The 21,690-nt window shown below is 49.7% G+C and carries 18 protein-coding genes and 1 tRNA gene; 9 read left to right on the top strand and 10 right to left on the bottom strand.

The window, feature by feature from the left end; genetic code table 11:
* Positions 1 to 64: 64 nt before the first annotated feature.
* From orn to lgt, 3 genes are all read left to right on the top strand, one after another.
* The gene (gene orn / locus MJZ26_01970; GenBank protein ID MCQ2104535.1) at positions 65 to 628 is read left to right on the top strand and encodes an oligoribonuclease; all 564 of its coding nucleotides are present in this window, start codon (positions 65 to 67) and stop codon (positions 626 to 628) included.
* Between the two features lie 5 nt (positions 629 to 633).
* Positions 634 to 1,971 (top strand): penicillin-binding protein, encoded by a 1,338-nt coding sequence (locus tag MJZ26_01965; protein ID MCQ2104534.1) that lies wholly within the window; start codon positions 634 to 636, stop codon positions 1,969 to 1,971.
* Positions 1,972 to 2,050: 79 nt separating this feature from the next.
* Positions 2,051 to 2,914: a prolipoprotein diacylglyceryl transferase gene (gene lgt, locus MJZ26_01960; protein ID MCQ2104533.1), complete on the top strand. Its 864-nt coding sequence runs from the start codon at positions 2,051 to 2,053 to the stop codon at positions 2,912 to 2,914.
* Between the two features lie 302 nt (positions 2,915 to 3,216).
* On the opposite strand, the gene MJZ26_01955 is transcribed toward lgt, so the two are convergent.
* From MJZ26_01955 to MJZ26_01945, 3 genes are all read right to left on the bottom strand, one after another.
* Positions 3,217 to 4,545: a TldD/PmbA family protein gene (locus tag MJZ26_01955; GenBank protein ID MCQ2104532.1), complete on the bottom strand. Its 1,329-nt coding sequence runs from the start codon at positions 4,543 to 4,545 to the stop codon at positions 3,217 to 3,219.
* Positions 4,546 to 4,600: 55 nt separating this feature from the next.
* On the bottom strand, positions 4,601 to 4,834 hold the full coding sequence (locus MJZ26_01950) for an XRE family transcriptional regulator (protein MCQ2104531.1): 234 nt from the start codon (positions 4,832 to 4,834) through the stop codon (positions 4,601 to 4,603).
* A gap of 110 nt (positions 4,835 to 4,944) precedes the next feature.
* Positions 4,945 to 6,528, bottom strand: a complete 1,584-nt coding sequence (locus MJZ26_01945; GenBank protein ID MCQ2104530.1) for a hypothetical protein — start codon at positions 6,526 to 6,528, stop codon at positions 4,945 to 4,947.
* 133 nt (positions 6,529 to 6,661) lie between these two features.
* Between MJZ26_01945 and MJZ26_01940 the strand changes: the two genes are divergently transcribed.
* From MJZ26_01940 to MJZ26_01930, 3 genes are all read left to right on the top strand, one after another.
* Positions 6,662 to 6,734, top strand: a tRNA-Arg gene (locus MJZ26_01940).
* A gap of 205 nt (positions 6,735 to 6,939) precedes the next feature.
* Positions 6,940 to 7,659: an aquaporin Z gene (gene aqpZ / locus MJZ26_01935; protein ID MCQ2104529.1), complete on the top strand. Its 720-nt coding sequence runs from the start codon at positions 6,940 to 6,942 to the stop codon at positions 7,657 to 7,659.
* Positions 7,660 to 7,925: 266 nt separating this feature from the next.
* Complete coding sequence (locus MJZ26_01930; GenBank protein ID MCQ2104528.1) at positions 7,926 to 10,220, top strand: CotH kinase family protein; 2,295 nt, start codon at positions 7,926 to 7,928, stop codon at positions 10,218 to 10,220.
* A gap of 73 nt (positions 10,221 to 10,293) precedes the next feature.
* On the opposite strand, the gene MJZ26_01925 is transcribed toward MJZ26_01930, so the two are convergent.
* Positions 10,294 to 11,157, bottom strand: coding sequence for a hypothetical protein (locus MJZ26_01925; protein ID MCQ2104527.1), 864 nt, complete (start codon positions 11,155 to 11,157; stop codon positions 10,294 to 10,296).
* Positions 11,158 to 11,238: 81 nt separating this feature from the next.
* Positions 11,239 to 12,315, bottom strand: a complete 1,077-nt coding sequence (locus MJZ26_01920) for a hypothetical protein (protein ID MCQ2104526.1) — start codon at positions 12,313 to 12,315, stop codon at positions 11,239 to 11,241.
* A gap of 179 nt (positions 12,316 to 12,494) precedes the next feature.
* Here MJZ26_01920 and MJZ26_01915 point away from each other — a divergent pair, with 179 nt between their 5' ends.
* The 3 genes from MJZ26_01915 (at position 12,495) to MJZ26_01905 (ending at position 14,820) form a co-directional block, all read left to right on the top strand.
* Positions 12,495 to 14,189, top strand: a complete 1,695-nt coding sequence (locus MJZ26_01915; protein ID MCQ2104525.1) for a diphosphate--fructose-6-phosphate 1-phosphotransferase — start codon at positions 12,495 to 12,497, stop codon at positions 14,187 to 14,189.
* 165 nt (positions 14,190 to 14,354) lie between these two features.
* The gene (locus MJZ26_01910) at positions 14,355 to 14,525 is read left to right on the top strand and encodes a hypothetical protein (protein ID MCQ2104524.1); all 171 of its coding nucleotides are present in this window, start codon (positions 14,355 to 14,357) and stop codon (positions 14,523 to 14,525) included.
* Between the two features lie 40 nt (positions 14,526 to 14,565).
* Positions 14,566 to 14,820: a hypothetical protein gene (locus MJZ26_01905; protein ID MCQ2104523.1), complete on the top strand. Its 255-nt coding sequence runs from the start codon at positions 14,566 to 14,568 to the stop codon at positions 14,818 to 14,820.
* Between the two features lie 73 nt (positions 14,821 to 14,893).
* Here the strand turns inward: MJZ26_01905 and prfB are convergent.
* The 5 genes from prfB to MJZ26_01880 form a co-directional block, all read right to left on the bottom strand.
* Positions 14,894 to 16,004, bottom strand: a protein-coding gene (prfB, locus tag MJZ26_01900) for a peptide chain release factor 2 (GenBank protein MCQ2104522.1) whose coding sequence is annotated in 2 segments (ribosomal slippage) — positions 14,894 to 15,931 and positions 15,933 to 16,004 — 1,110 coding nt in all. Because the reading frame shifts where the segments join, the coding sequence is not laid out codon by codon here.
* A 65-nt stretch (positions 16,005 to 16,069) separates the two neighbouring features.
* Entirely contained in the window at positions 16,070 to 17,077 is a 1,008-nt protein-coding gene (locus MJZ26_01895) for a peptidylprolyl isomerase (GenBank protein MCQ2104521.1), read from the bottom strand.
* Between the two features lie 123 nt (positions 17,078 to 17,200).
* Positions 17,201 to 19,063, bottom strand: coding sequence for a DUF4832 domain-containing protein (locus tag MJZ26_01890; GenBank protein MCQ2104520.1), 1,863 nt, complete (start codon positions 19,061 to 19,063; stop codon positions 17,201 to 17,203).
* A 129-nt stretch (positions 19,064 to 19,192) separates the two neighbouring features.
* Positions 19,193 to 20,080 (bottom strand): Rpn family recombination-promoting nuclease/putative transposase, encoded by an 888-nt coding sequence (locus MJZ26_01885; protein ID MCQ2104519.1) that lies wholly within the window; start codon positions 20,078 to 20,080, stop codon positions 19,193 to 19,195.
* Between the two features lie 251 nt (positions 20,081 to 20,331).
* Positions 20,332 to 21,618 (bottom strand): fibrobacter succinogenes major paralogous domain-containing protein, encoded by a 1,287-nt coding sequence (locus MJZ26_01880; protein MCQ2104518.1) that lies wholly within the window; start codon positions 21,616 to 21,618, stop codon positions 20,332 to 20,334.
* Positions 21,619 to 21,690 lie beyond the last annotated feature (72 nt).

Below are 21,690 nucleotides of genomic sequence, written 5' to 3'. Positions count from 1 at the left end.
AGAACAATCAGTCAACAAAAACACCACAATTTATCCGTTTTAAAGTTTCTACATTGTGGCTGCTATGCTTAGATGGAAAAGTTCACCGAACCTGGTATGGATGGACCTGGAAATGTCCGGCCTGAATCCCGACAAGGATGTTATCCTGGAAGTAGCCACCATCGTCACTGACGCCAACCTGAGGGTCATTACCGAGGGGCCGGTTCTTGCCGTTCATCAGCCAGAGAATGTCTTTGAGCAAATGGACGAATGGAACACCCGCCATCACAATCAAAGCGGGCTGGTAGACAGATGTCGCAAGTCAAAGCTTACTGTGGAAGATTGCGAAAAGATGGTTCTGGACCTGATCAAGCCCTACACCGAAAAAGGCGGAAACCTGCTTTGCGGAAATTCCATCACCCAGGACAGACGTTTTCTCTACAAGTACATGCCCAAACTGTCCGAATGGCTGAACTACAGAAACATCGACGTCAGTTCCATCAAGGAGTTAAGCTTTAGGTGGTTCCCAGGTCTTCCTGAATTCCAGAAGATGGAGAATCATAAAGCACTGGACGATATCCGAGAAAGCATTGCAGAACTCGACTATTATCGAAAGACTATTTTCAAGCAAGACGTTTACAAGAAATAATGAGTTTGAAACCTTATATTGAACCAAAGAACCGCCTTCCCTACGCTACGCGCATGCGCAACCGCTGCATTGCCATCGTGGTGTTCCTCTTTGTCTGTCTAGGTATCGGATCCTGCATCTTCGGTGGAGATGAAAAGAAAACCACCCAGATGCAAACCGCAGAAAAAAGCCAGCAGACAGCTGAGCCAACAGAAACATCCGCCCAGGAGTCCCTGCCTGCCGAAGAACAGGCCCTGCCAACCAAGGAACAGCTCCAGGCTGAAGATATCGAGAATACAAGAGCCACTGTCCTGGCCGAGGTCGCCCCGGAAAACCCGCCGGAACCAGAAATCATAGACAGCGCCCACATCCTGAACCAGAAGGATGTATTCATGGCAAAGCAAATCGACAAGTACCTTCGCCGCTTCAGACCGAACCATGCAATGTACCTGATGGTAGATGCCAAGAGTAACGAAATCATGGCCTGGGGCGAAATGAAGGACGGCAAGGTCATGAACGAGCCGGACTATCTTGCAAGGAATACCTTCCCTGCCGCCTCCGTGGCGAAGACTGTAACCATGGCTGCCGCCCTCGAAAGCCGAAGGTACAATCTGGACAGCCCCATTCCCGCCCAAGGAAAGAGCACCCATCTTTATAGGAATCAGCTGAAGGTCAAGGAGCCGTACATCGGACCGACCCTCACCCTCAAGGAAGTATACGCCCATTCCGCAAATCCGTCCATGGCTATTGTAGGTTACAATCTTGGCGCCAAGAAGTTGAAGGAAACCGCCAAGATGCTGGGCTATAACGCAAGACATCCTGGATTCAACAACCCGCCGTTGCAGTACGCTCCGCCCGATACAGGATACGGCCTGTACGAGGTTGCCAGCGGATTCACCGAGGATGTGACCCTGTCCCCCATCGTTGCTGCAGCCCAGATGCGAGCCCTGGTGTACAAGAAGCCCCTGGAAATTCCCTGGGCAAAGAACCTGAAGGGCTTCGCTCCCGACAAACCTTATGCTCTCGGCCTGCCGAGGTTCAGTAACGAAACCTGCAACGAAATCAAGAAGGCCATGATCGCAACCGTCACCATCGGTTCTGCCCGCAAGAGAATCTCTCACAGGAACATGGCCCGCAAGACCCTTGAAAGTCTGACCATCGGTGGTAAGACCGGAAACAAGGACGGCAGCAATCCCGCAGGCCGCTACGAATGGTTCGCCGGCTTTGCAGAACCCAAGGACAACCCGAGCAAGGGTATCATCATTGTCATTATGCAAGTCTATGGAGAAATGCGCACCCAGTCATCTGCCGATGTTGCGGCAATCCTGATCAATCACTGGGCACGGGAATACATTAATAAGTAGGTTATAGGATAAAGGATAAAGGGTAAAGATATTTCTTTCTACTTTAACCTTTAAACTGTACGCTAATTAAGGAGTTTATATGGATTTATCCTGGTGGAATCTGATTCCGACATACTTTGACGGGACTGCCATAGAAATCGGCAGTTTTCCTGTACGTTGGTACGGCATCATGTACATTTTCGCCTTTGTCACCGCATACCTGACCATGTGGCGAATCAACAAGAAGGAAAACCTGGGCTATACCAAGGACCAGTTCGACAGCCTGTTCACTTGGATTATCGCAGGCATCATCATCGGCGCCCGCCTGGGATACGTCTTCTTCTACAAGGCGGACTACTACCTGGCCAATCCCACTGAAATAATCCTTCCCATGTCCCACGACGCCACCGGCTATCATTTCTCCGGAATCGCCGGCATGAGCTATCACGGAGGCCTTATCCTCGGGACAATCTTCACCTTCATCGGCCTGAAGAAAAACAAGATGAACGTCTGGGAGGGTTTGAATCTTTGCTTCCTTGTCGCACCTCTTGCCTACACCTGGGGCCGCTGGGGCAACTTTATCAACGGTGAACTTTTCGGCGAAGTCACAACCAGCTCCATCGGAATGTACTTCCCCCTCGCCCACGATAGCCCTCTGAGCAATCCCATTCTACACCACCCCAGCCAGCTTTACGAAATGTGCTTTGAGGGAATCATCCTTTTCGCTATTTTGTACAACGCACGTCGAATTCCAAAGCTTCGCGACAAAATGCCCTGCCTCTACCTGATGGGCTACGGTCTGTTCCGCTTCTTCATCGAATTCTTCCGCAAGCCAGACGCTCACCTCGGACGCGTCGACCTGTTCGGCATGAGCCGCGGCCAGACTCTTTGCAGCTTGATGATTCTTAGCGGTTTGATCTGGTTGATCGTCCTGATTTATAGAGAAAAAAAGCGTAAGAATTAAAGCCATTACGCTGGAATCCGGATATTTTAGGACTAAACTTTCTTTTTGGGAGGTTTAGTCCTATTTTTTTTAGGCTGTCTTAAGACTAATTTGCCAACTTGATAAAAGTAGTTCTATTTTTCTCCGTCTTTTTGAAACAAATTAACAGAAAACTCATATAAAATCATCGTTAGATCGTTCTTTTGTAGGACTAAAATCCTGATGCTAAATATTTAGTCCTATTTGACCAATAAAAAAATAGGACTAATTCTCGTACATCGAGAAATTAGTCCTAAACTCTTAAGCACGAACGTTGATTTATCTTAAACGCTGACGCTAAGCTCGCTTACTGCAAGAGCAGGCACCTGATACGTGCTGAACGGATCCTTGAATTCGTTGCCCACTTCAACCACATGCTGGATGATATCAAAGAAGTTTCCGCTCAAGGTAACGCCATCTACCGGATGCTGGATAACACCGTTCTCACACCAGAAGCCGTGGGCACCCATGGAGAGTTCACCACTGATGGCGTTACAGCCGGAACCGCCTTCCAGGCGAACAACAAGCAAGCACTTGGGGAATAGCTTCAAAAGTTCTGCGGTAGTCATGGTTCCCGGTGGAACCAGCAGATTGTTGAAGCCGGTTACCATCTTGCTTCCGAAATCGCGGGCACCGTTTCCCGTAGTCTCGCAACCGTCCTTGGCTGCAGTTTCGAGATTGTAAAGTGCGCTTTCAAAGACGCCATTCTTTACCACGTCCACTCGCTTGGCCACACAGCCCTCGGAGTCAAAACGGATCTTGTGCATGAACATCTCGCCCTGGGGATCGTTCACGATGGAGAACTTTTCGCCGGCGATCTTTTCACCCACTTTTCCTGCCAAACGGGACTGCCCCTTCTGCATGGATTCTGCGATAAAGGGAGATGTGTACATTCCTACGATTCTTGCAGAAACACGTTCCGAGAAAACCACAGGAATCTTGCCGCCTTCAATCTTCTTGGCGCCAAAGAGTTCCGTTGCGTACTCGGCTGTCTTGGATGCGATTTCATCCACGGTAAACTGAGACCAGTCACGGCCGGACTTTACGTAGTTGCCAAGCTTCTTGACTCCATCGCGAGAAGCGACTGCACCAGCGCCGACAGAAACGGAGTTAGACTTTCCCTTGTACATCAAGCCCGTATTGTTGGCAATGACAGAGGATGCTGAACTGAGATCTGCACCAAGATAAGGAATGTTCTCGATTTCCTTAGACTTGGCGAAAGTTTCCTTTTCAAGTTCGATACAGAAATCCTTCATTTGCTGCAGATTTACCGATTCCAAGTCTGCGTTGTAGTTGGGATAGATTTCCGGCATTTCCACCGCAGAAGGCAACGTGATATTCACGGCCTCGGTCCACTGGGTGTGGCAAAGAGCATCCTTCAAGGTCTGGGAAATGGCATCCTTGGTAAGACGTTCCGTATAGGCATAGCCCGGGCGTCCATCCTTAATAACGCGCACACCTAGACCCACAGAATCGGAAATCTCGGTATTTTGAACCTGCCCCTGAAAAACGGAAAGACCTTCGGAATGAGAGGTAGAGGCAATCACATCAAACTGATCTGCCTGGCCCTTGGCCTGGTCACACAAGTAAGATACAGCATCAATAATATTCATATAGCTTAAGTATAAAGGTTAAAGGATAAAGAGGAGCGGTCTTGTTCAGCAATCTTTACGCTTTCTTGGACTTGCGTTCCAGCATCTTCCAGTAGGCGGCAGGACTGCCGGTCACGGATTCCAGAGCCGTTGCTAATTCTGTTGTAATAGGCTGAGCACCCGCAATCAGAGACTCCAGCATTTCCATGGAAACACCAATGCGACGGGCAAATTCAGCCTTGTCCATCTTCAGCCATTCTATACCTTCCAAAATTGCCTGACCCGGTGTCGGGGTACCATGTCTTGCCATAACTTACCTAATTGATGATTGACAATTGATGATTGATGATTGATGATTATTGATAATCGCGGCAAAGCCGCCTTACTTTCAATTCTTCATCCTTCACTTTTCATTCTTCATTAAAATTCAACATCCTTCCAGCCTTCTGCACCAAAGCGAAGGTCTCGTTCCACAAATTCCCAGATAACGAGTTTTTTGCCCTTCAGCACGCCTGACTTACGGGCAAGTTTTTCACGAACCAAGGTACTTGCACCACCGTCGCTGACAATGCTCGCAACAGGTCGGCCCATGTTCTTTGCGAAGTGAGAAATCCAGCCGGCATTCACTGGGGAATCCGTCTGATAGATTCGGCTGAAACTGTCGCCGAGAATCAAAATCCTGGCCTTGCGGAAATCATCCTTGAAAGGAACCGTCGTAGTGTCGTACACAACCGAATCTTTCGCAGTAGAGTCAACGGCAGGAACAACTCTCTGGGTAACATTCTGTTGCTGGACAACATGGCCAACCACCTGCTGTGCAGCAAATACGTTGAACTTGTTCAACCCGCTCATTTCGCCGATATCGCCCATGCGGTCTGCCAAGCTGTCGTTCGCAACATAGTTCATGGATGCTTCGCCTATATCAATTTCACCGGCGGCACTCATCTTGTGAACCTTTGCCGCAATCACGCCTGCAGCCAGTTCCGCACCACGAGGAGTCCAGTGAGTATCGTCATCCAGGTATAAGGCACCGAACTTTTCGTCTCCAGCCTTGGCACTCCATAGAGGGGTGTAAAGATCCACGGTATTAAAGCCAAGCGCAGTCAAAGAATCAAGAATTTTCTTGCCATGGCCAAACAGTTCCTCCCTGGAAGCAGGAACCTTTGTTCCGGTCAAACGCTCCGGATAGATGCTAGGCTTGCCAGGGACGACCACAACAAGCAATTCAACACCCTTCTCCTTAAGCTGATCTCGGAACGTGGTGATGGCAGAAATAGGATTATCCAGTTTTGCGGAACGAGCTTCAAAAGGTGATGGCTGAACCAGGAATTCCACATCCTGGCGGTAGAACAGCCACTTATCCCCCAGCACAACCTTTTCACCAGGGTCACTAAACAACTTCCAGACGGCCAGCTGATACTTGGGGCGAGCCGCAAGAACAAGGGCGTTTTCATCTTCGACTTTCTTTTCGAACGCGCGGAGGTAGCGACTGGTCCAAAGTCCATAATGCTTCACACCGTACATTGCCCGACCGAGGGAGAAATCCCTATAACTGGCAATCACGACCTTAAGGCAACTGTCGACAGCCGTAAAGGTCAGGGGCTTATCTTCCAAAGCGGCAAGAAGCGTGTCGGCCTGTTTCAAAAGCTTGTAGTCGAACTCCGAGGAATCCAGGTCATTATAGCCGTTGACCGTGAATACGGCTGACTCTAGATCCGAAAGGGCCGCCATTACAGTTTCCAGCGATTCACCGATTTCTTCGCCGCCAGCGATGGACTCGCGAGCATCACGCCAAGCAGTCTCCAAAGCCAGGGCGCTTTCGTTCATCTTGCTTTCTCGCTGGAACGGCGTGCAGAAAAGATCCTTGAAAATGTCAAAACTCAAAAGTCGAGGACTTGCCTCCCCCATGTTCCTGACATCGGAAACAGTCTGCACAGTAAAGGGCAGCAGCAGCAAGACGGCAAATACAACTACAAAGGGGACAAACTTCTTATTCACATCCATAAGTTAGAAATTTCCATAAGGCACGTAATCGCCAAATCCGTTTTAGCAGGCATCTTGGTCATAAAATCATATTTTTGGAAACGACAACCCAGTTATCATGTTTTGTTTTACTATATTTGGACCACATTAATCTGCCTGGATAGTTCAGTTGGATAGAACGGGTCCCTCCTAAGGATCAAACTCGCGTTCGAATCGCGATCCGGGTAGTAAAAGTCGGCTCTCCACCACGGAAAGCCGACTTTCTTTTTATTCCAATATGTAAAACTTGGTTTATAAAACGAGTTCTCCGATTCATTTTTCGTGACAAACCTCACGTCAACGACTTAAAACAGCCCTCATTCCGAAATTGGGAACCTACAATTTGTAGATTTGCAACAACCTTATAATGGTGAATACACCAAGGAGACAAAAATGAAACTTTCTACTCGTGCAATTGCAGAAGCAATCGGTACATTCTGGCTCGTTTTCGGCGGCTGCGGCGCAGCTGTTCTCGCATGCGGTGTTGCAGGCGTTGGCATCGGTTACGTAGGCGTGTCCCTCGCCTTCGGTCTTACCGTTCTCACTATGGCTTATGCCCTGGGCCATGTTTCTGGTTGCCATCTGAACCCGGCTGTTACTCTTGGCCAGGTTGCTGGCGGTCGTTTCCCGGCTAAGGAAGCTCCGGCTTACATCATTGCACAGGTTATCGGTGGTATCATCGCTGCTGGCCTCCTCTACGTGATCGCTTGCCCGGACCTCACCAATGCAGGCATCGGTGCATTCGCAACTAACGGCTGGTCCGACACTCTCACCAACGGCATCAACGCATTCGGCGGCAAGACCTGCGGCATGATGAGCGCATTCCTCATCGAAGTTGTCCTCACCGCAATCTTCCTGTTTGTTATCATGGGCGCTACTGACGGCCGTGCTCCCGCTGGCTTTGCTCCTATCGCCATCGGCCTCTGCCTTACCCTCATCCACCTCATCTCCATCCCCGTGACCAACACCTCCGTGAACCCGGCTCGCTCTACCGCAGTTGCAGTGTTCGTTGGCGGTGCAGCTATCAAGCAGCTGTGGCTCTTCTGGGTCGCCCCCATCCTCGGTGGCGTTATCGGTGGTTTCGGCTACAAGTGCCTCGCTGAAAAGAAGTAAGCAAGACCTTTAAAAAACTCCTTTCAGAGGCTGTTTCGGAAAAATCCGAAGCAGTCTTTTTTTATCAGTTAAAAATGAATTAACACTAAAAAGTGTGTAAACTTTTTACCCATAGCGCTATTATGTGATTATAATCAACTATGAATCATTTTTCAGAATCTTCTTGTAAACAATGGTGTAACAAAAGATTCATGTGGTGTAAATTTTCCTATTTTGAAAAATGGTGGCGATGTTTTGGATAGAAATCCATTCTTGTTTGGGCTTATATGAATAAAAAAATCGCTCTATTCTCGGCTGTTGTAGCCAGCACTTTGTTCCTTGCGTGTTCAGACTCCGAAACATCCCCCAATAATCCCATAATCGGGGAAAATCCCGGTATTGACGACATCTACCCCGGCGACGTTATCGACCCCATTACAGGCGAAATTATCCCCGGCAACACGCAGGACCCAAACAACCCCAACATGGGAATTCCGCAGGATCCTAGCAATCCCCAAAATACCGTAGATCCGTCGAATCCTACTAATCCGGCAGACCCATCCAATCCTGGCGCATCCCAGAACCAGGGTAACACGCAAAACCCGACCAATCCCGGAGAGCAGCCTAACGGAAACAACCAGGTTCAACCCGGTTCAAGCTCCTCGTCAAGCAAACAGTCTTCCTCCTCCGTAGGTATCAAGGACTACGACGACAACCACCTGCCTAAGGAAAGTGTCCTTCCGGCAGCGGGTTTCTATTCCAGCTTGACCATCAATCCGCCAACCCCACGAAAGGGCGGCGAAATCAAGTGTACCTTTGACGGATCCTTCCCCACCCAGGGTTCCCAGGCAATTACGGCAGCAAAAACGATTACCGAAAATACGGTAGTCCGCTGTTCTGAATTCGTGAACGGCCAGGCTGCCGATACCACAACCCAGACTTACTTCATTAACGAAAACGTTTCCATGCCGGTGGTGGCCCTTACGGTCAATCATCACGACATGTTCGACTCCACCGCTGGTCTCTACGCTACTGGCCCCGGCCCCTACCAGGGCGACGCCATGAACGCGACAGATAACAACAACCCCAAGTGCCAGGAACCTTGCAAGGGAGCTAACTTCTGGAAAGAAACAGAACTTCCTGTCCATGTGGAATTCTTCGAGAACGGAAGCTCCACCAAGACCAAGAACTGGGAAATTGACGCGGGCATTTCCATTATCGGAAACTACAGCCGCTACAAGCCCAAGAAGAGCGTCGCCATCAAGATGGATAACGACAACTACGGCGACAAGGTCCTGAAATACTCTCTCTTCAAGACCCGCCCGGAAGCCAAGAAAATCAAGAGTTTCAACCTCCGTAATAACGGCAACCGTTTCTGGACGGACTACTTCGGCGACGCCATGCTGGTAAGCCTCATGGAAGGTACCGAGGTGGATTACCAGCGCAGCCGTCAGGTGGTGGTGTTCTACAACGGCGAATACTTCGGCATTCACGACATGCGTGAACGTTTAAACCGCAGTTTCGTAGAAACAAACTACGGCATCGATTCCAAAAGCATCAACGTAGTGAAGAACTGCAGCAGCATGGATACCGGCTGCCAGAATGGCTGGGTTGCAAGCGGTACAACCGGCGCTTCTCCCAATGAATTTGTCCAGCTGGTGAACCAGATTACCAACGGAAACTTCGAAGGCGAAAACAACCAGCAGTATAGCCAAGTCAAGGAAAAGATGAATGTGGTCAGTTTCGCTCAGTATATGATCGCGGAAATGTACATTCACAACGGTGACTGGCCGGGCAACAACATCCGCGCCTGGGGCGGCAACGGTAATCCCTTCAAGTTCATGATCTTTGACGTGGACCACGGCTATGGATTTACTCCGGGTATTTCCGGCTTTGACGTTCAGAGCCAGAACATGTTCCAGTGGGTACTGGGAAGCGCCACCATGGATAACAATGGCGGCAATAATAATAACGGCGGCAACAACGGCGGTTGGGGCGGCATGGGCGGCGGCTTCGGAGGCTTTGGCGGCTTTGGAGGTTTCGGTGGTGGAGCCAATTCCACCATCGGAAACATGCTGAAGAAGCTCTTGGCCAACCCGGAATTCAAGCGAATGTTCATCAACCAGGCAAGCGTCCTTTTGAACGGCTACTTAACCTATGAGAAAGTCCAGGCCGCCGTACAGAATATGAAAAGTTCCATTCCCAGTTCGGAACAGCAACGAGACGAGCAGCGCTGGCCCCGTAACCAGAGCCGCTTCAACTGGTCTCCCGATGGTTCCGACCTGCTCAGCTTCGCACGAACCCGCACCGAGACCTTCAAGCAGGAAGTCACTCAATACTTCGGACTTTCCGGAGAGGTCAATGTGAATATTTCTGCAAGCGGCAATGGATCTATTCTTGTAGACGGAATAAAGATTCCGGGCAACAGCTTCAAGGGTAAATTCTTCAGCGGAAACGGAATGCAGCTTACGGCGATTCCTGACGCAGGCCGTGTATTTGCAGGCTGGAGCGACGGTGCTACCGAGAATCCCCACCTGGTCAATCCCAGCGAAGGCATGACAATTACGGCAAACTTCAAGTAAGCCTTGAAATTTTCCCTATGTGAAAGACCCGGCCTCAAACGAGACCGGGCCTTTTTAACATTCCGTGAGGTTGTTAGTTCACCAAAGGTTTCTTTGCGTCTGCATTGCTCGACTTTTTCTTAGGGCGAACCGTGAAGCAGCTGCTAAGCCCCATCTCAGCCAGGAAATAAAGCAGAATCTTGTACTCGTCTCCCGCCATGAAGGTTTCATTCGTGCGGGTAAAGATGTTGAACATGTGGGCCGCATCGTCCACATGCTTCTGAGGCACCTGGAACATGCCAATCATGTTTACAGCGTAAAGATTCTTGAAGAGGAACGCCGGCAGCACAAACAAGGTACGGAACCAGCTTGAAACAGTTTCTGACTTCTGAGGCTTTTCGTTCTGCTGCTTGATAACATTGGCGTAGGTACGGATTTCCTTGCCCATGGCATTCAGCTGCAGCGGACGGAATTCCTTCATCTGGTAAATCTTGGAATCAGCAACCATGTCAAGCGTCATGTTCACAAAGAAGTTGGTGAAATCGGAATAGAGCGCCTGAGACATGGACTCCACCACTTCAAACTGCCCCTGGGGCACGATCTTTTCCAGTTCGCTGCGGAACTTGGCCATGGCGTTACTGTAGTTACTCTCTGTACAGCAGATTTCGTACTCCATATTGGCCAAAACGGCTTCGCGAGACATCTCGAAACGTACAACATCGCGGAGCAACTTGTAGGGATCGGTCTCCCCATCCTCCACTTCGACCTTGCTGCCATACTTCTTTTCTGCAGTTTCGATTTTCTGCTTTACCAAGGCGCTGTAATCTGTTTCGCCACAGATTTGCATGGAAGCAGACACCATCTGCTTGAAAAGCGCATTGTACTTTTCCGCAGCCTTGGAATCACAGTCATCAAAGTTCAGCAAGCTATTAAGGGCTTTTTCAAATTCGTTCATCATTTTAATCCGTATTCAAACGTTCCGGTGACAAATATAGAAATTCCTTAAATGTCGGAATATGACAAGCGGCAAGGCCTAGGGTCAATTCTTTACGCAACGAACAGAAAAGCCCTGATCAGCCTCCATCATAGGTATATGGAACTTGTTTTTCATGGAAGGGTTGACGGAAAGCCTGGCTCTACCGAATTCCACGCCCATCATGTAATTTTCATCGTCTTCCGTAGAGGAACAATAAAAGGCTGATTCGAAAATTTCAATATAGCTTGGACCAGGATCGGAACCGCTAACGTAAGGTTTCACATTGAAGCCATAAGCATCCACCCCTCTATAGATAAATTCATTTTGTGTAGCGGATTGAGTTTCTTCGTCCCTGAAAAATTCGATGCGTTTGCCCCAGTCGTCTTGGGATTCCAAAAGACTATAAGCCTTCTTCTCGCCACCAGCATAATCAATGAGCTGTTGCCATTCATCGACACTAGGCAGGTGCCAGCCTTCCATGCAAATACCCTGCACTGTATCTTTGTGATCGCAAGTCACGCCCTTGCCGCAGCCCACAGCATCCTGGCTGAATGAGCCCGCAGAGTCCATGGCGGCGGACCAGAAATACAGACGTCCAAAAAGATTGCAATTTTCTTCATCTGCAAAGAGACAGAAGCTTAAGGAATCGTCGGTATCCGTAGAACCCATATAGCGGTAGTTCAAATTTTCGGCCATCCATTCCTGGGAACCGATTTTTACAGTCCTGTAAGTTTTCTTATCACGTGGATCAGTAACATAGCCGAAGGGAGGTTCTGCGGGTTCCTCCACAACAAGAGTGTCCGTAATGAGCAAGGTATCTACTTTGTTCAAGACCAGAGTATCCACAGAATAGACCGTGTCCTTTTGAATCAGGGTATCCACATTGTTAAGAATAGTGGTGTCCACCTGAACCAGGGTGTCGACGCGGTCCAAAACAAGGGTGTCCACGTTATTTAGAACAACCGTATCAACGGAATGAATGGTATCGATGGCGATAATGGTATCCAAGTTGCTGACATAGAGGGTATCTACCCTAGATTCAGTCTTTGAATTTTCATTGACGCTTGAGCCATTGTCGCCACATGCACCAAGGATTCCACCAGCAACCACAGCCCCGAGGGCAAGAACTACTTTACGCATATATTTCTCCTAATCAACCACACCGTAATGTAAAAATAACAAGGCGAATTGTAATCGACTTATTTCGGGAATTCGTCCTCATCGCCATGAATTTCATAAATGAAATATTTTGTTATATTTACTTCGTAGATTTTTTAACCCGTCCACATCCTGTGGACTCTCAACCAAAGGAAGAAACAATGGCTGACAATCTGTCCGTCCTCGGCAAGGCTCGCAAGGCCTACCAGCCGAAACTCCCCGTCGCTCTCCGCAAGGGCGCTCTCAATGTCGCACTCAACAAGGGTAAGGCAACCGAATCCGTCTCTGATCAGAAGAAGATCAAGGCTCTGTTCCCCAACACTTACGGTGCTCCCTACATTCAGCTGAAGGCAGGCAAGGCAGCTGGTGCTGCTAAGGCTTTGAACGTTGGCGTTGTTCTTTCTGGCGGTCAGGCACCTGGTGGCCACAACGTTATCGCAGGTCTCTTCGACGGTATCAAGTCCATCAACAAGAACTCCAAGCTCCTGGGCTTCCTCGGTGGTCCGTCTGGCCTCGAAAACGGCAAGTTCATCGTGATCAACGAAAAGATCATGGACTCCTACCGCAACACTGGTGGTTTCGACATCATCCAGTCCGGCCGTACCAAACTGGAAACTGAAGAACAGTTCAAGAAGTGCATGGCTGTTGCCAAGGCTCAGAAGCTGGACGCTATCGTCATCATCGGCGGTGACGACTCCAACACCAACGCAGCTGTTCTCGGTGAATACTTCCAGGCTAACGGAGCTTCCTGCGTTGTTTGCGGCTGCCCCAAGACCATCGACGGCGACTTGAAGAACGAATACATCGAAACCTCCTTCGGTTTCGACACCGCTGTGAAGACCTACTCTGAACTCATCGGCAACATCATGCGCGATGCCAACTCCGCTCAGAAGTACTGGCACTTCATCAAGCTCATGGGCCGTAGCGCTTCTCACATTGCATTGGAAGCTGCTCTCCAAACCCATCCGAACATCTGCTTGATCTCTGAAGAAGTCAAGGCCAAGAAGATGAAGCTCAAGCAGGTCATCAAGTATGTTGCAGACATCGTTGCTGCACGTGCTGCTGCTGGCAAGAACTTCGGTGTTGCTCTCATTCCGGAAGGCCTCCTGGAATTCATCCCGGATGTTGGCGTTCTGATTTCCGAACTCTCCGAAGCCCTCGCTCACCACGAAAAGGAAGTTGAAGGCCTCGACACCGCTGCTAAGGTTGAAAAGCTCTGCAAGTGGGTTTCCAAGGCTTCTGCAGAAGTTCTCGTTTCCCTCCCGGCATTCGTTCAGGCTCAGCTCATGCTGGACCGCGACAGCCATGGCAACGTTCAGGTTTCCCTCATCGAAACTGAAAAGCTCATCATCGACATGGTGAAGAGCGAACTCAAGAGCCGCAAGAACTTCAAGGGCAAGTTCTCCGCCCTCAACCACTTCTTCGGTTACGAAGGTCGTTGCGCAGCTCCGTCCAACTTCGACGCTGACTACTGCTACAGCCTGGGCTACACCGCTTCCGTTCTCGCTTTCAACAAGATGAACGGCTACATGAGCTCTGTTCGCGACCTGACCAAGGGTATCGAAAAGTGGACCGCTGGTGGCATTCCTATCACCATGATGATGAACATGGAACGCCGTCACGGTGCAGACAAGCCGGTTATCCAGAAGGCTCTCGTCGTTCTCGACGGTGCTCCGTTCAAGTTCTTTGCTGCTAACCGCGAAGAATGGGCAAAGACTGAATCCTACACCTATCCGGGTCCGATCCAGTACTGGGGTCCGAGCGAAGTTTGCGACGTTACCAACTTCACCATCAAGCTGGAACGCGGCGCAATGAAGGTTGCTGCTGCTAAGAAGTCCGCTAAGAAGAGCAAGTAATGCCCGATTCCCGGTCAAGCCGGGAATGACATTTGGGTCATAGCCGATTAAATTCGTCGTGACCAGTGCAAACTTAAAGAGAGGTTCCCTCGCGGGAACCTTTCTTTTTTTTATTTTGTTCTAAACAAGAAAGAACCGTGATCCCCATCGAAAAGAGAGCGACCTATGGCATGTGCAAACTGCAAAATCCGCGCCCAGTACGACAAGAATCCTAAGTCCATCATTGGACGTCTTTGGCATTTTCATACCAAGTTCTGCCCCGGCTTCAAGGCTTACCTAAAGAGCCTCAGCGATGAGGAACGAGCAGAAATCTGCGCAAAGTACGATATTAAGTAATCAACCGCCGCGAGACCCAATAATCCAAGGAGCCCCGCCAGTGAAAAAACTTCTTCAGAAGATCAAGACCCAACTGGCCAAGCTATCCTTTAGGACAGGCGTTATCGTACTGCTACTCTGCATTCCCTGCTACATCATATCCTTCGCACAGATGGCCCTGGACATCGACGCAGCAACAAAAGGTGTTCTGTGGGTCATATTCTTTGGATTGGCAAAGACATTCCAATACGGCGGCCTCACCATCCTTGGTGTTGAAGGCGTCAAACGACTGAAAGCAAAGTTTAAAAAATCCTAAAAAAGTAAAGGTCTTCAGCTGTAACGCCGAAGACCTTTATTTAAATGGACTCGATCTTGGTTCCGCGATAGCTTTAACCTTGCTGGGTTTCGCTGGTGCTAAGCAAGTAAGCGTTAATGAACGGCTTAATCTTTCCGTCCAGCACGCCTGCAGTGTCTGATGTTTCCACACCAGTACGCAAGTCCTTCACCATCTGGTAAGGCTGCAGCACGTAGCTGCGGATCTGGCTACCCCATTCCACCTTCTTCTTTTCGGCCATACGTGCATCACGCTTGGCTTCTTCTTCCAGGCGGTAATGTTCGGCCACCATGGTCTTAAGCATCTTGTAACAGGTTTCACGGTTCTGGATCTGGGAACGTTCCGTCTGGCAGCTTGCCATAATGCCTGTGGGCAAGTGAGTCATACGTACGGCGGAGTCCGTCTTGTTGATGTACTGACCACCGGCGCCGCTACTGCGGTAGGTATCCACACGGACATCAGCCATATCCAGGTCGAACTCCACGTCTTCGTGTTCCGGGTAAAGATACACTGCGGTAAAGCTTGTATGACGGCGGGCGTTTGCATCAAAGGGGCTGATACGCACCAGACGATGCACACCAATCTCGGAACGAAGCAGACCGTAGGCATTTTCACAGGTCACTTCAATGGTAGCGCTCTTGAGGCCTGCATCTTCCGCTTCCTGGAAGTCCACCACCTTAAAGTCCATCTTTTCCCGTTCAAAGAAGTGGGTATACATGCGGAACAGCATAAGGGCCCAGTCCTGGGACTCGGTACCGCCAGCACCCGGGTGAATGGAAAGCAAGCATGCGCAGGCGTCATCGGGGCCATTAAGCATCTTCTTGAATTCCATTTCCTCGATTTTTGCCTTAAGGTCGGCAATGTCAGACTCGATGGACTTGGTCAAGTCTTCGGACTCCTCGTCCTTGCTCATTTCGTAAAGTTCCGCCAGGTCATTGCAGGCAGTAGAAACTTCATTCCACTTGTTCAGGAGATCGCGCAAGTTGCCGATCTTCTTCATCATGGCCTGAGCCTTCTCCTGGTCATTCCACAGGTTAGGGTCGTTGGAATCCTTTTCCAACACGTACAGTTCTTCTGTCTTGGCCTCTAAGTCAAAGATACCCCCAGAGCTTATCTACGCGTGCGCGCAAGTCAATAAGCCCGGTATGTGTAGTCTGAAATGCCATTAAAATCTCCTATAAAAAAAGCAACGGCTTATATTCGCCGCTGCCTTTTCATAAATGTATGCGAATTACTTTGCAGAACCGATTGCCTGAGGCGGAGTGTACTTGGAATCAAGGTACTGAACCTTGTAGGTCTTTCCAAGGCCATCCAGATAAGCCTTCAGCTGAGCCTGACGATCCTGTTCAGCCTGCACACGCAGGATGTAGTCGATCTGGTGCTTGTAGCTTTCGTACTTGCCATCGTTACGTTCGGTAAGCATAAAGATGCAAACGCCTTCTGCATCCTGGTAAACTTCGGTAATTTCGCCGACCTTGATCTTTGCAATAGCCTTGCCGAAAGCATCGGTCTTGGACTTAGGCACGAACTTGGACATGACACCGCCAGTCTTCTTGGCAGTCTGGTCGTCGCTATACATGGCAGCAAGCTGAGCGAAGGTTGCCTTCTTGGAGCGAACCTGGGCAGCAAGACCCTTCAGCATGTCCTTAGCGTCGGAAATTTCCTGTGCGGACTTGCCCTTGGTGTAGATAACGATGCGGGCACCGCTGATGGAGTCGTTAACCTGGACCTTGGACTTGTTAAGTTCCCAGAATGCTTCCTTCTGCTTGTCGGTAGGATCCTGCGGATACGGAACCTTCTTTTCGAGAATGATTTCGCTCTTCAACTGATCTTCGATCTTTTCCTTGAACTGGGCTTCAGTAGTATTGGACTTCTTAAGTTCCTTCTTGAAGTTTTCTTCGGAACCGAACTGAGCCTTGAAAAGCTTGGTCACACTGTCAACCTTAGCTGCGGGAACCTTGATACCCTGTTTCTTGGCTTCGAGCTTGATAAGTTCCTGACCAACCAGGTTGTCGATAACTGCATAGCGAAGCTGAGTCATGGTCTGGTCGTCAATCTTCTTGCCGCGGAGCTGCTGTTCGCCAAGCATCTTGGCCAAGCTATCGATCTTGCCAGCAGAAATGCCGACCTTTTCGACGCGGATAACATCCAGGCTCTTGGAATTCATCAACTGTGCAGAAGCAATACCTGCAGTGAGCAGCATAGCGGCAACACCACGAGAAATCAATTTAAGGGACATTATCTAATCCTTGTTAAAAATTTTCCGACTCAAATATAGAAAAACTAACCACTTAAATATTACAAAACAGGGCTTTTGCCCCCCTTTTTTATACACGAATCAAGGGCTTAGACAAAATCAGAGCTATTTTACCACAAGCGTCTGAAGTAAACTTTCCGTCTTTACAATGTAGATGCTAGGATTAAGCCGGATCGGAATTTCTGCATTTTTCTCTAGACCCGTAAAGCGGAAAAGTCTTTGTCCGCGGGTGTTGAAAATTTCTATACGGGTCGCATGAGAGACACGCAGCAAACCAGAGACATACTGGACGGAAACAGCCTTATGCGCGGGAGAAGTTCCGCAGCATCCCCTAGGGCCGCAACCGTCGATAGCCTCCGGATTTTCCAGCTTTTCCACCAGCAGGAAATTCCCGATGTAGTTGGAGCCAGTTTCCTTGTCAAAATAGGTAGAATCGTTGGCAAACTGAATCACATGGAAATTCTTGTCGGTCTTGAAATCGCCATAACGGGAAAAACGCAGGTAGGCACTGTATTCGCCCAAGGCCAAATCGGCGGGCAAAGTCACGCTTTCGCTAATTTCATTAACGCCGTCAAACTCGGGATGTTCCGCGTCGAACAAGTCTGCAAAATTCTTTCCCGTCCAAAGTCCTGTGGGATTTTTCGTTTCCTTCATCTTCAGCTTGCGGGAATTCAAATGGCGTGGGTCAAAGGAAAGCGGGATCTCCACGACATCGCCTGCGCGAACGACGGTATCACCTGCAGGCGCACCCTCTGACGAAGAACGCTTCAAAATCAAGGAAGCCTTCCCCGCCGTCAGATTATTGGCAAACCCAACATTCTGGATATTCAGTTTCAGCAGAAGTTTGCCGCCCGGAGCCGCCGAATCAGACAGCGCCGACTTGCGCAAAACAAAGCGGTAACCCAGATGGTCGCGGACATATTCACGCCCCATCACCTTGCCGCCATACTCCGGGTCAATGCCGATAAACGTGGTGGTGTCCATAAAGTTGTAGCACTTGCCCGCCATAGACCCTCCAATGTAAGAAGTATGCGTTCGGAAACCTTCGTAGGAAAGGTACTCCGCCGTATTCAAGGGCGGGCGCGTCTCCGGGTTATAATTACAGACAAAGTCTCCGCCATAGGGAACCGCCACGCCAAACTCTTCCATCCAGGAAATCACGTTCTCACGGGAAATCGGGTAAGGCTCTCCCGCCCCGAAAGTCCCAAGATCGTTATCGCTTCCCAGGTAGCCGTCATTGTAAAGACCCACCCGGTCCATGTACTTGGCGTAACGCTCCGAGCGGGTGCTATCTTGAAAGCGTTCCGAATCCGCCCGGAAATCGGGGAAAACATACCAAGTGCTGTAGGGATCCTTCAGGCCCATCCACAGCGCCACCACCTGCGGGCTGCGGACACCCACCTTGATGCAATCGCTGGAGTTTTCAAGAAACGTCTGCAAAGCCTTTGCGTGATTGTCCTGGCCGCCCGTAGTCATCTCGCCGCAGGTGCCGAACATTCCCAACTCCACAAAGTGAATCACATCCTCGTAGTCGCTGTAAAGTTCCGCCAGCTGCTTCGTGTGAATTAAAGTGGTCTCGATATCCGGATCCTGGGAACCGCGGCAGTCAATATCGTAGGAAGCGCGAATGGTGCAGGCTCCCCCACGGCGACGCAGGGAATCCAAGGCCGCCCGCACATTGTTCAGCGAAACCTCATCCAGCGGCTGCGAAACACCGCGAGACACCTTGTTGCCATCGGCATCCTTCTCCCAGGCGTTGCTAGAGAAACCGCCCAGGTCAATGAGGAAACGCATAAAGTCGTTATAGACCGTGCCGTTGGATTTCAAATCCAACGTCTTTCCCGGACGCAGGTAAAAACCCTTGTGATGGGTGGTTCCGCGAGCAGGATTATGCAGTTCCTGCAAGTGGTCGCTGTAATCAAGATTCTGTTCAACAAGATTTGCTGCACTTACTGCAGATACTGCCAAACTAGTTGAGATAAAAAATGCAACCAATCCCTTAGTCATATTCACACCTCACTGGTGAATATAAGCAAAAATATGGCACTTGTAAAAAAAAGTTCTAGCCGATTTCTCTGCTAGAACCTTAAATTTTACTTAAGACAGTTCCTTTTGAATCTTAAGGACCTCGTCAAGAGACAAATCGTTATCTTCGGCGATTTCCTCAACTGTAAGCTTACCACGTTTCAGAGCCTTGATTACAGCGGAATGCTTTGCTTCGGCGCGAATCACATCGGCTACAGACACGAAGCCGTTGCGCTTGCGTTCTGCCATGATTTCTGGACGGTCCATGATAGCCTCCCTGTATTCCGAAGATGATTCCTCGCCTAAGTATAGCAAAACTTCTTGGATGAAGTTTGCATCGATTTTATTTTTCGGGTTCGTAAAATATGCCACGGCCTTATCCATGAGGGGCTTGTACTTTTCGGCATTGAACACATACTTCATGGCTACAAGTGTGAGCGCCACGTAAGGGTTCAACTTACTGAAGTCGATATTCCCTACTTCCTTGCCCACATTGATCATCTCGATCTTGAAAGGATAGCCGATGTCATGGAAATATTCCGGGTACTTTGCGTAAAGTTTTGCTTTGAGCGGGTTCCACTTGATTTCGCCGTTATAGACGATTACAGCGACCATTGGGCAGTCGGGACGACTGAGGCGGAACAGTTCATAAAAGTAATGCTCCAGCTGGGAGACCACTTCGTTATCGGGGTACGACTTGTGCTCTAGAACAAGGCCAACAACCAGTTTGGCTTTGTTCTTTGAATTCTTGATTTTTAGTGAGAAGGCCAAATCTGCAGAACCTTTGAGGCCTTGTCGGTTTGTTTCGCTGCGTTCAGCACGCATGGTCTTGAGATCAACCACCTGCAAAAACTTTGCAAGGCTTTTGTTCTTTTTTGCAGCGAGCTTAAGCAGCGAGGCTGCGCGCTTAGGTTCCTTGAAGGCGGTCTTGAAGATGCCATCGTGATCTTTTGTATTCATAGATTTTCCTTTCCTTGCAAACAAGCTGAAACTGCAAGGCATGTTGTGTTAAGCGTGTGCAAATTTTGCACGGGGTGTAATTTAGAAACAGTCAAATGACAAAAGATGACATTTGAAGAAAATGGTGTAAAAAAATCGGGCCGCTTGCGTTGCTGCTTGGCGGCCTGTTTTGTGGCCCGTTGGGCCTGGTTAAAAGCGAAATCAAGCTAGCTTGATTTCATTCTTCGAGCAAGCGGATCCGAGCCGTAGGCTCAATCCTTGAGGCAACGCAAACTTTGACCGTTGTACTTGTCGTGGTTGCGCTGGCGCGCGTCGTCGTAATTGTAGCGGAAGTACTGGTACCACGCGCCTTTGCTACTGTACTCAGAGGCAGACCACAAGTCGGCGTCGTCGCTCTCATAGTAGAAACCGCCATTGTAGTTCCTGTAACCGGCGGGGAGCACCGAGACGCCATACTTGTCGGAACCGTTGCCGCCACTGTACCAGCCGCTGGTAGATTTCAACAACGAACCAGCGGTGCTGGAACCACCGATGTAGGTGTACAGAGTGCTGTACTCCTCGTTCGTGGGCACGTGCCAGCCCTCGGGGCAAATGCCGCGGTGGGGGCTGTTGGGGGTGCAGGTCTTACCATAGCCGCACTGGGTTCCAGCGTTCACGCTGAACTGGGCTGCACTGTCCATCACGGCGCTCCAGGTGTAAAGACGACCATACTTGTCGCAGTTGGAAGCTTCATTTTCATAGCACCAGCTGGTGGAGTCGGAGGTGTAACCGTTGTAATTGTACTTCACGCCAGTGTATGCGTAGTTCAGGTTTTCCGCCATCCATGTCTGGGTGCCAATAGTTACGGTCTTGTAAACTTGACCGTCGCGAGAATCGGTCATGGACCCCTTTACAACAACTACACTGCTACTACTCTTTACCGAGGAACTACTTGCTACCGACGACGAAGACTTCGCGGAGCTGGAAGATGCAACGGAGCTGCTAGATCCCTCGACTTCGCTCGGGATGACACTCGAAGAAGAACTACTTGCGACAGAAGAAGAGGATGTTACGGAACTTGAAGATTCTTCCGAACTGGAACTAGCGACAGAGCTGCTAGATTCTTCGCTCGATGAGCTCAGAATGACACTGGAGGAGGAAGATTCCGCAGAACTTGACGATGCAACGGAGCTGCTGCTCTTTACGGAGGAACTACTAGCAATAGAAGAGGAACTCTTCTCGCTAGAGGAGCTAGCAACCGACGAAGAGGACTCCACGGAACTAGAGGAAGTTACTGAGCTGGAGCTTGCTACGGAACAGCTAGATCCCGGGTCGGTGCCCGGGATGACATCTGAAGAGGAAACCACAGAGCTGCTAGATCCTTCGCTATCGCTCAGGATGACACTGGAGGAGGAACTCGGGATGACACTGGAGGAAGACACTTCAGCGGGATTTTCATCCCCGGACGAACCATTCGCAGAAGTGCTGTCATCGCAGGCCACAAGGCCCAAGACCAGCGCAAACGCACAAGTTCCAAGAGCAAGGAAATTCTTTTTCATGAGAGACCTCTAACCCACAATTTCAAAAATTCTACTGACAAATCTAAAAATTAAAATTCGGAATTTTTTCCA

This window comes from Fibrobacter sp. (assembly GCA_024398965.1).
Classification (GTDB): Bacteria; Fibrobacterota; Fibrobacteria; order Fibrobacterales; family Fibrobacteraceae; genus Fibrobacter.
This window is presented reverse-complemented; position numbering and strand designations above follow the sequence as displayed.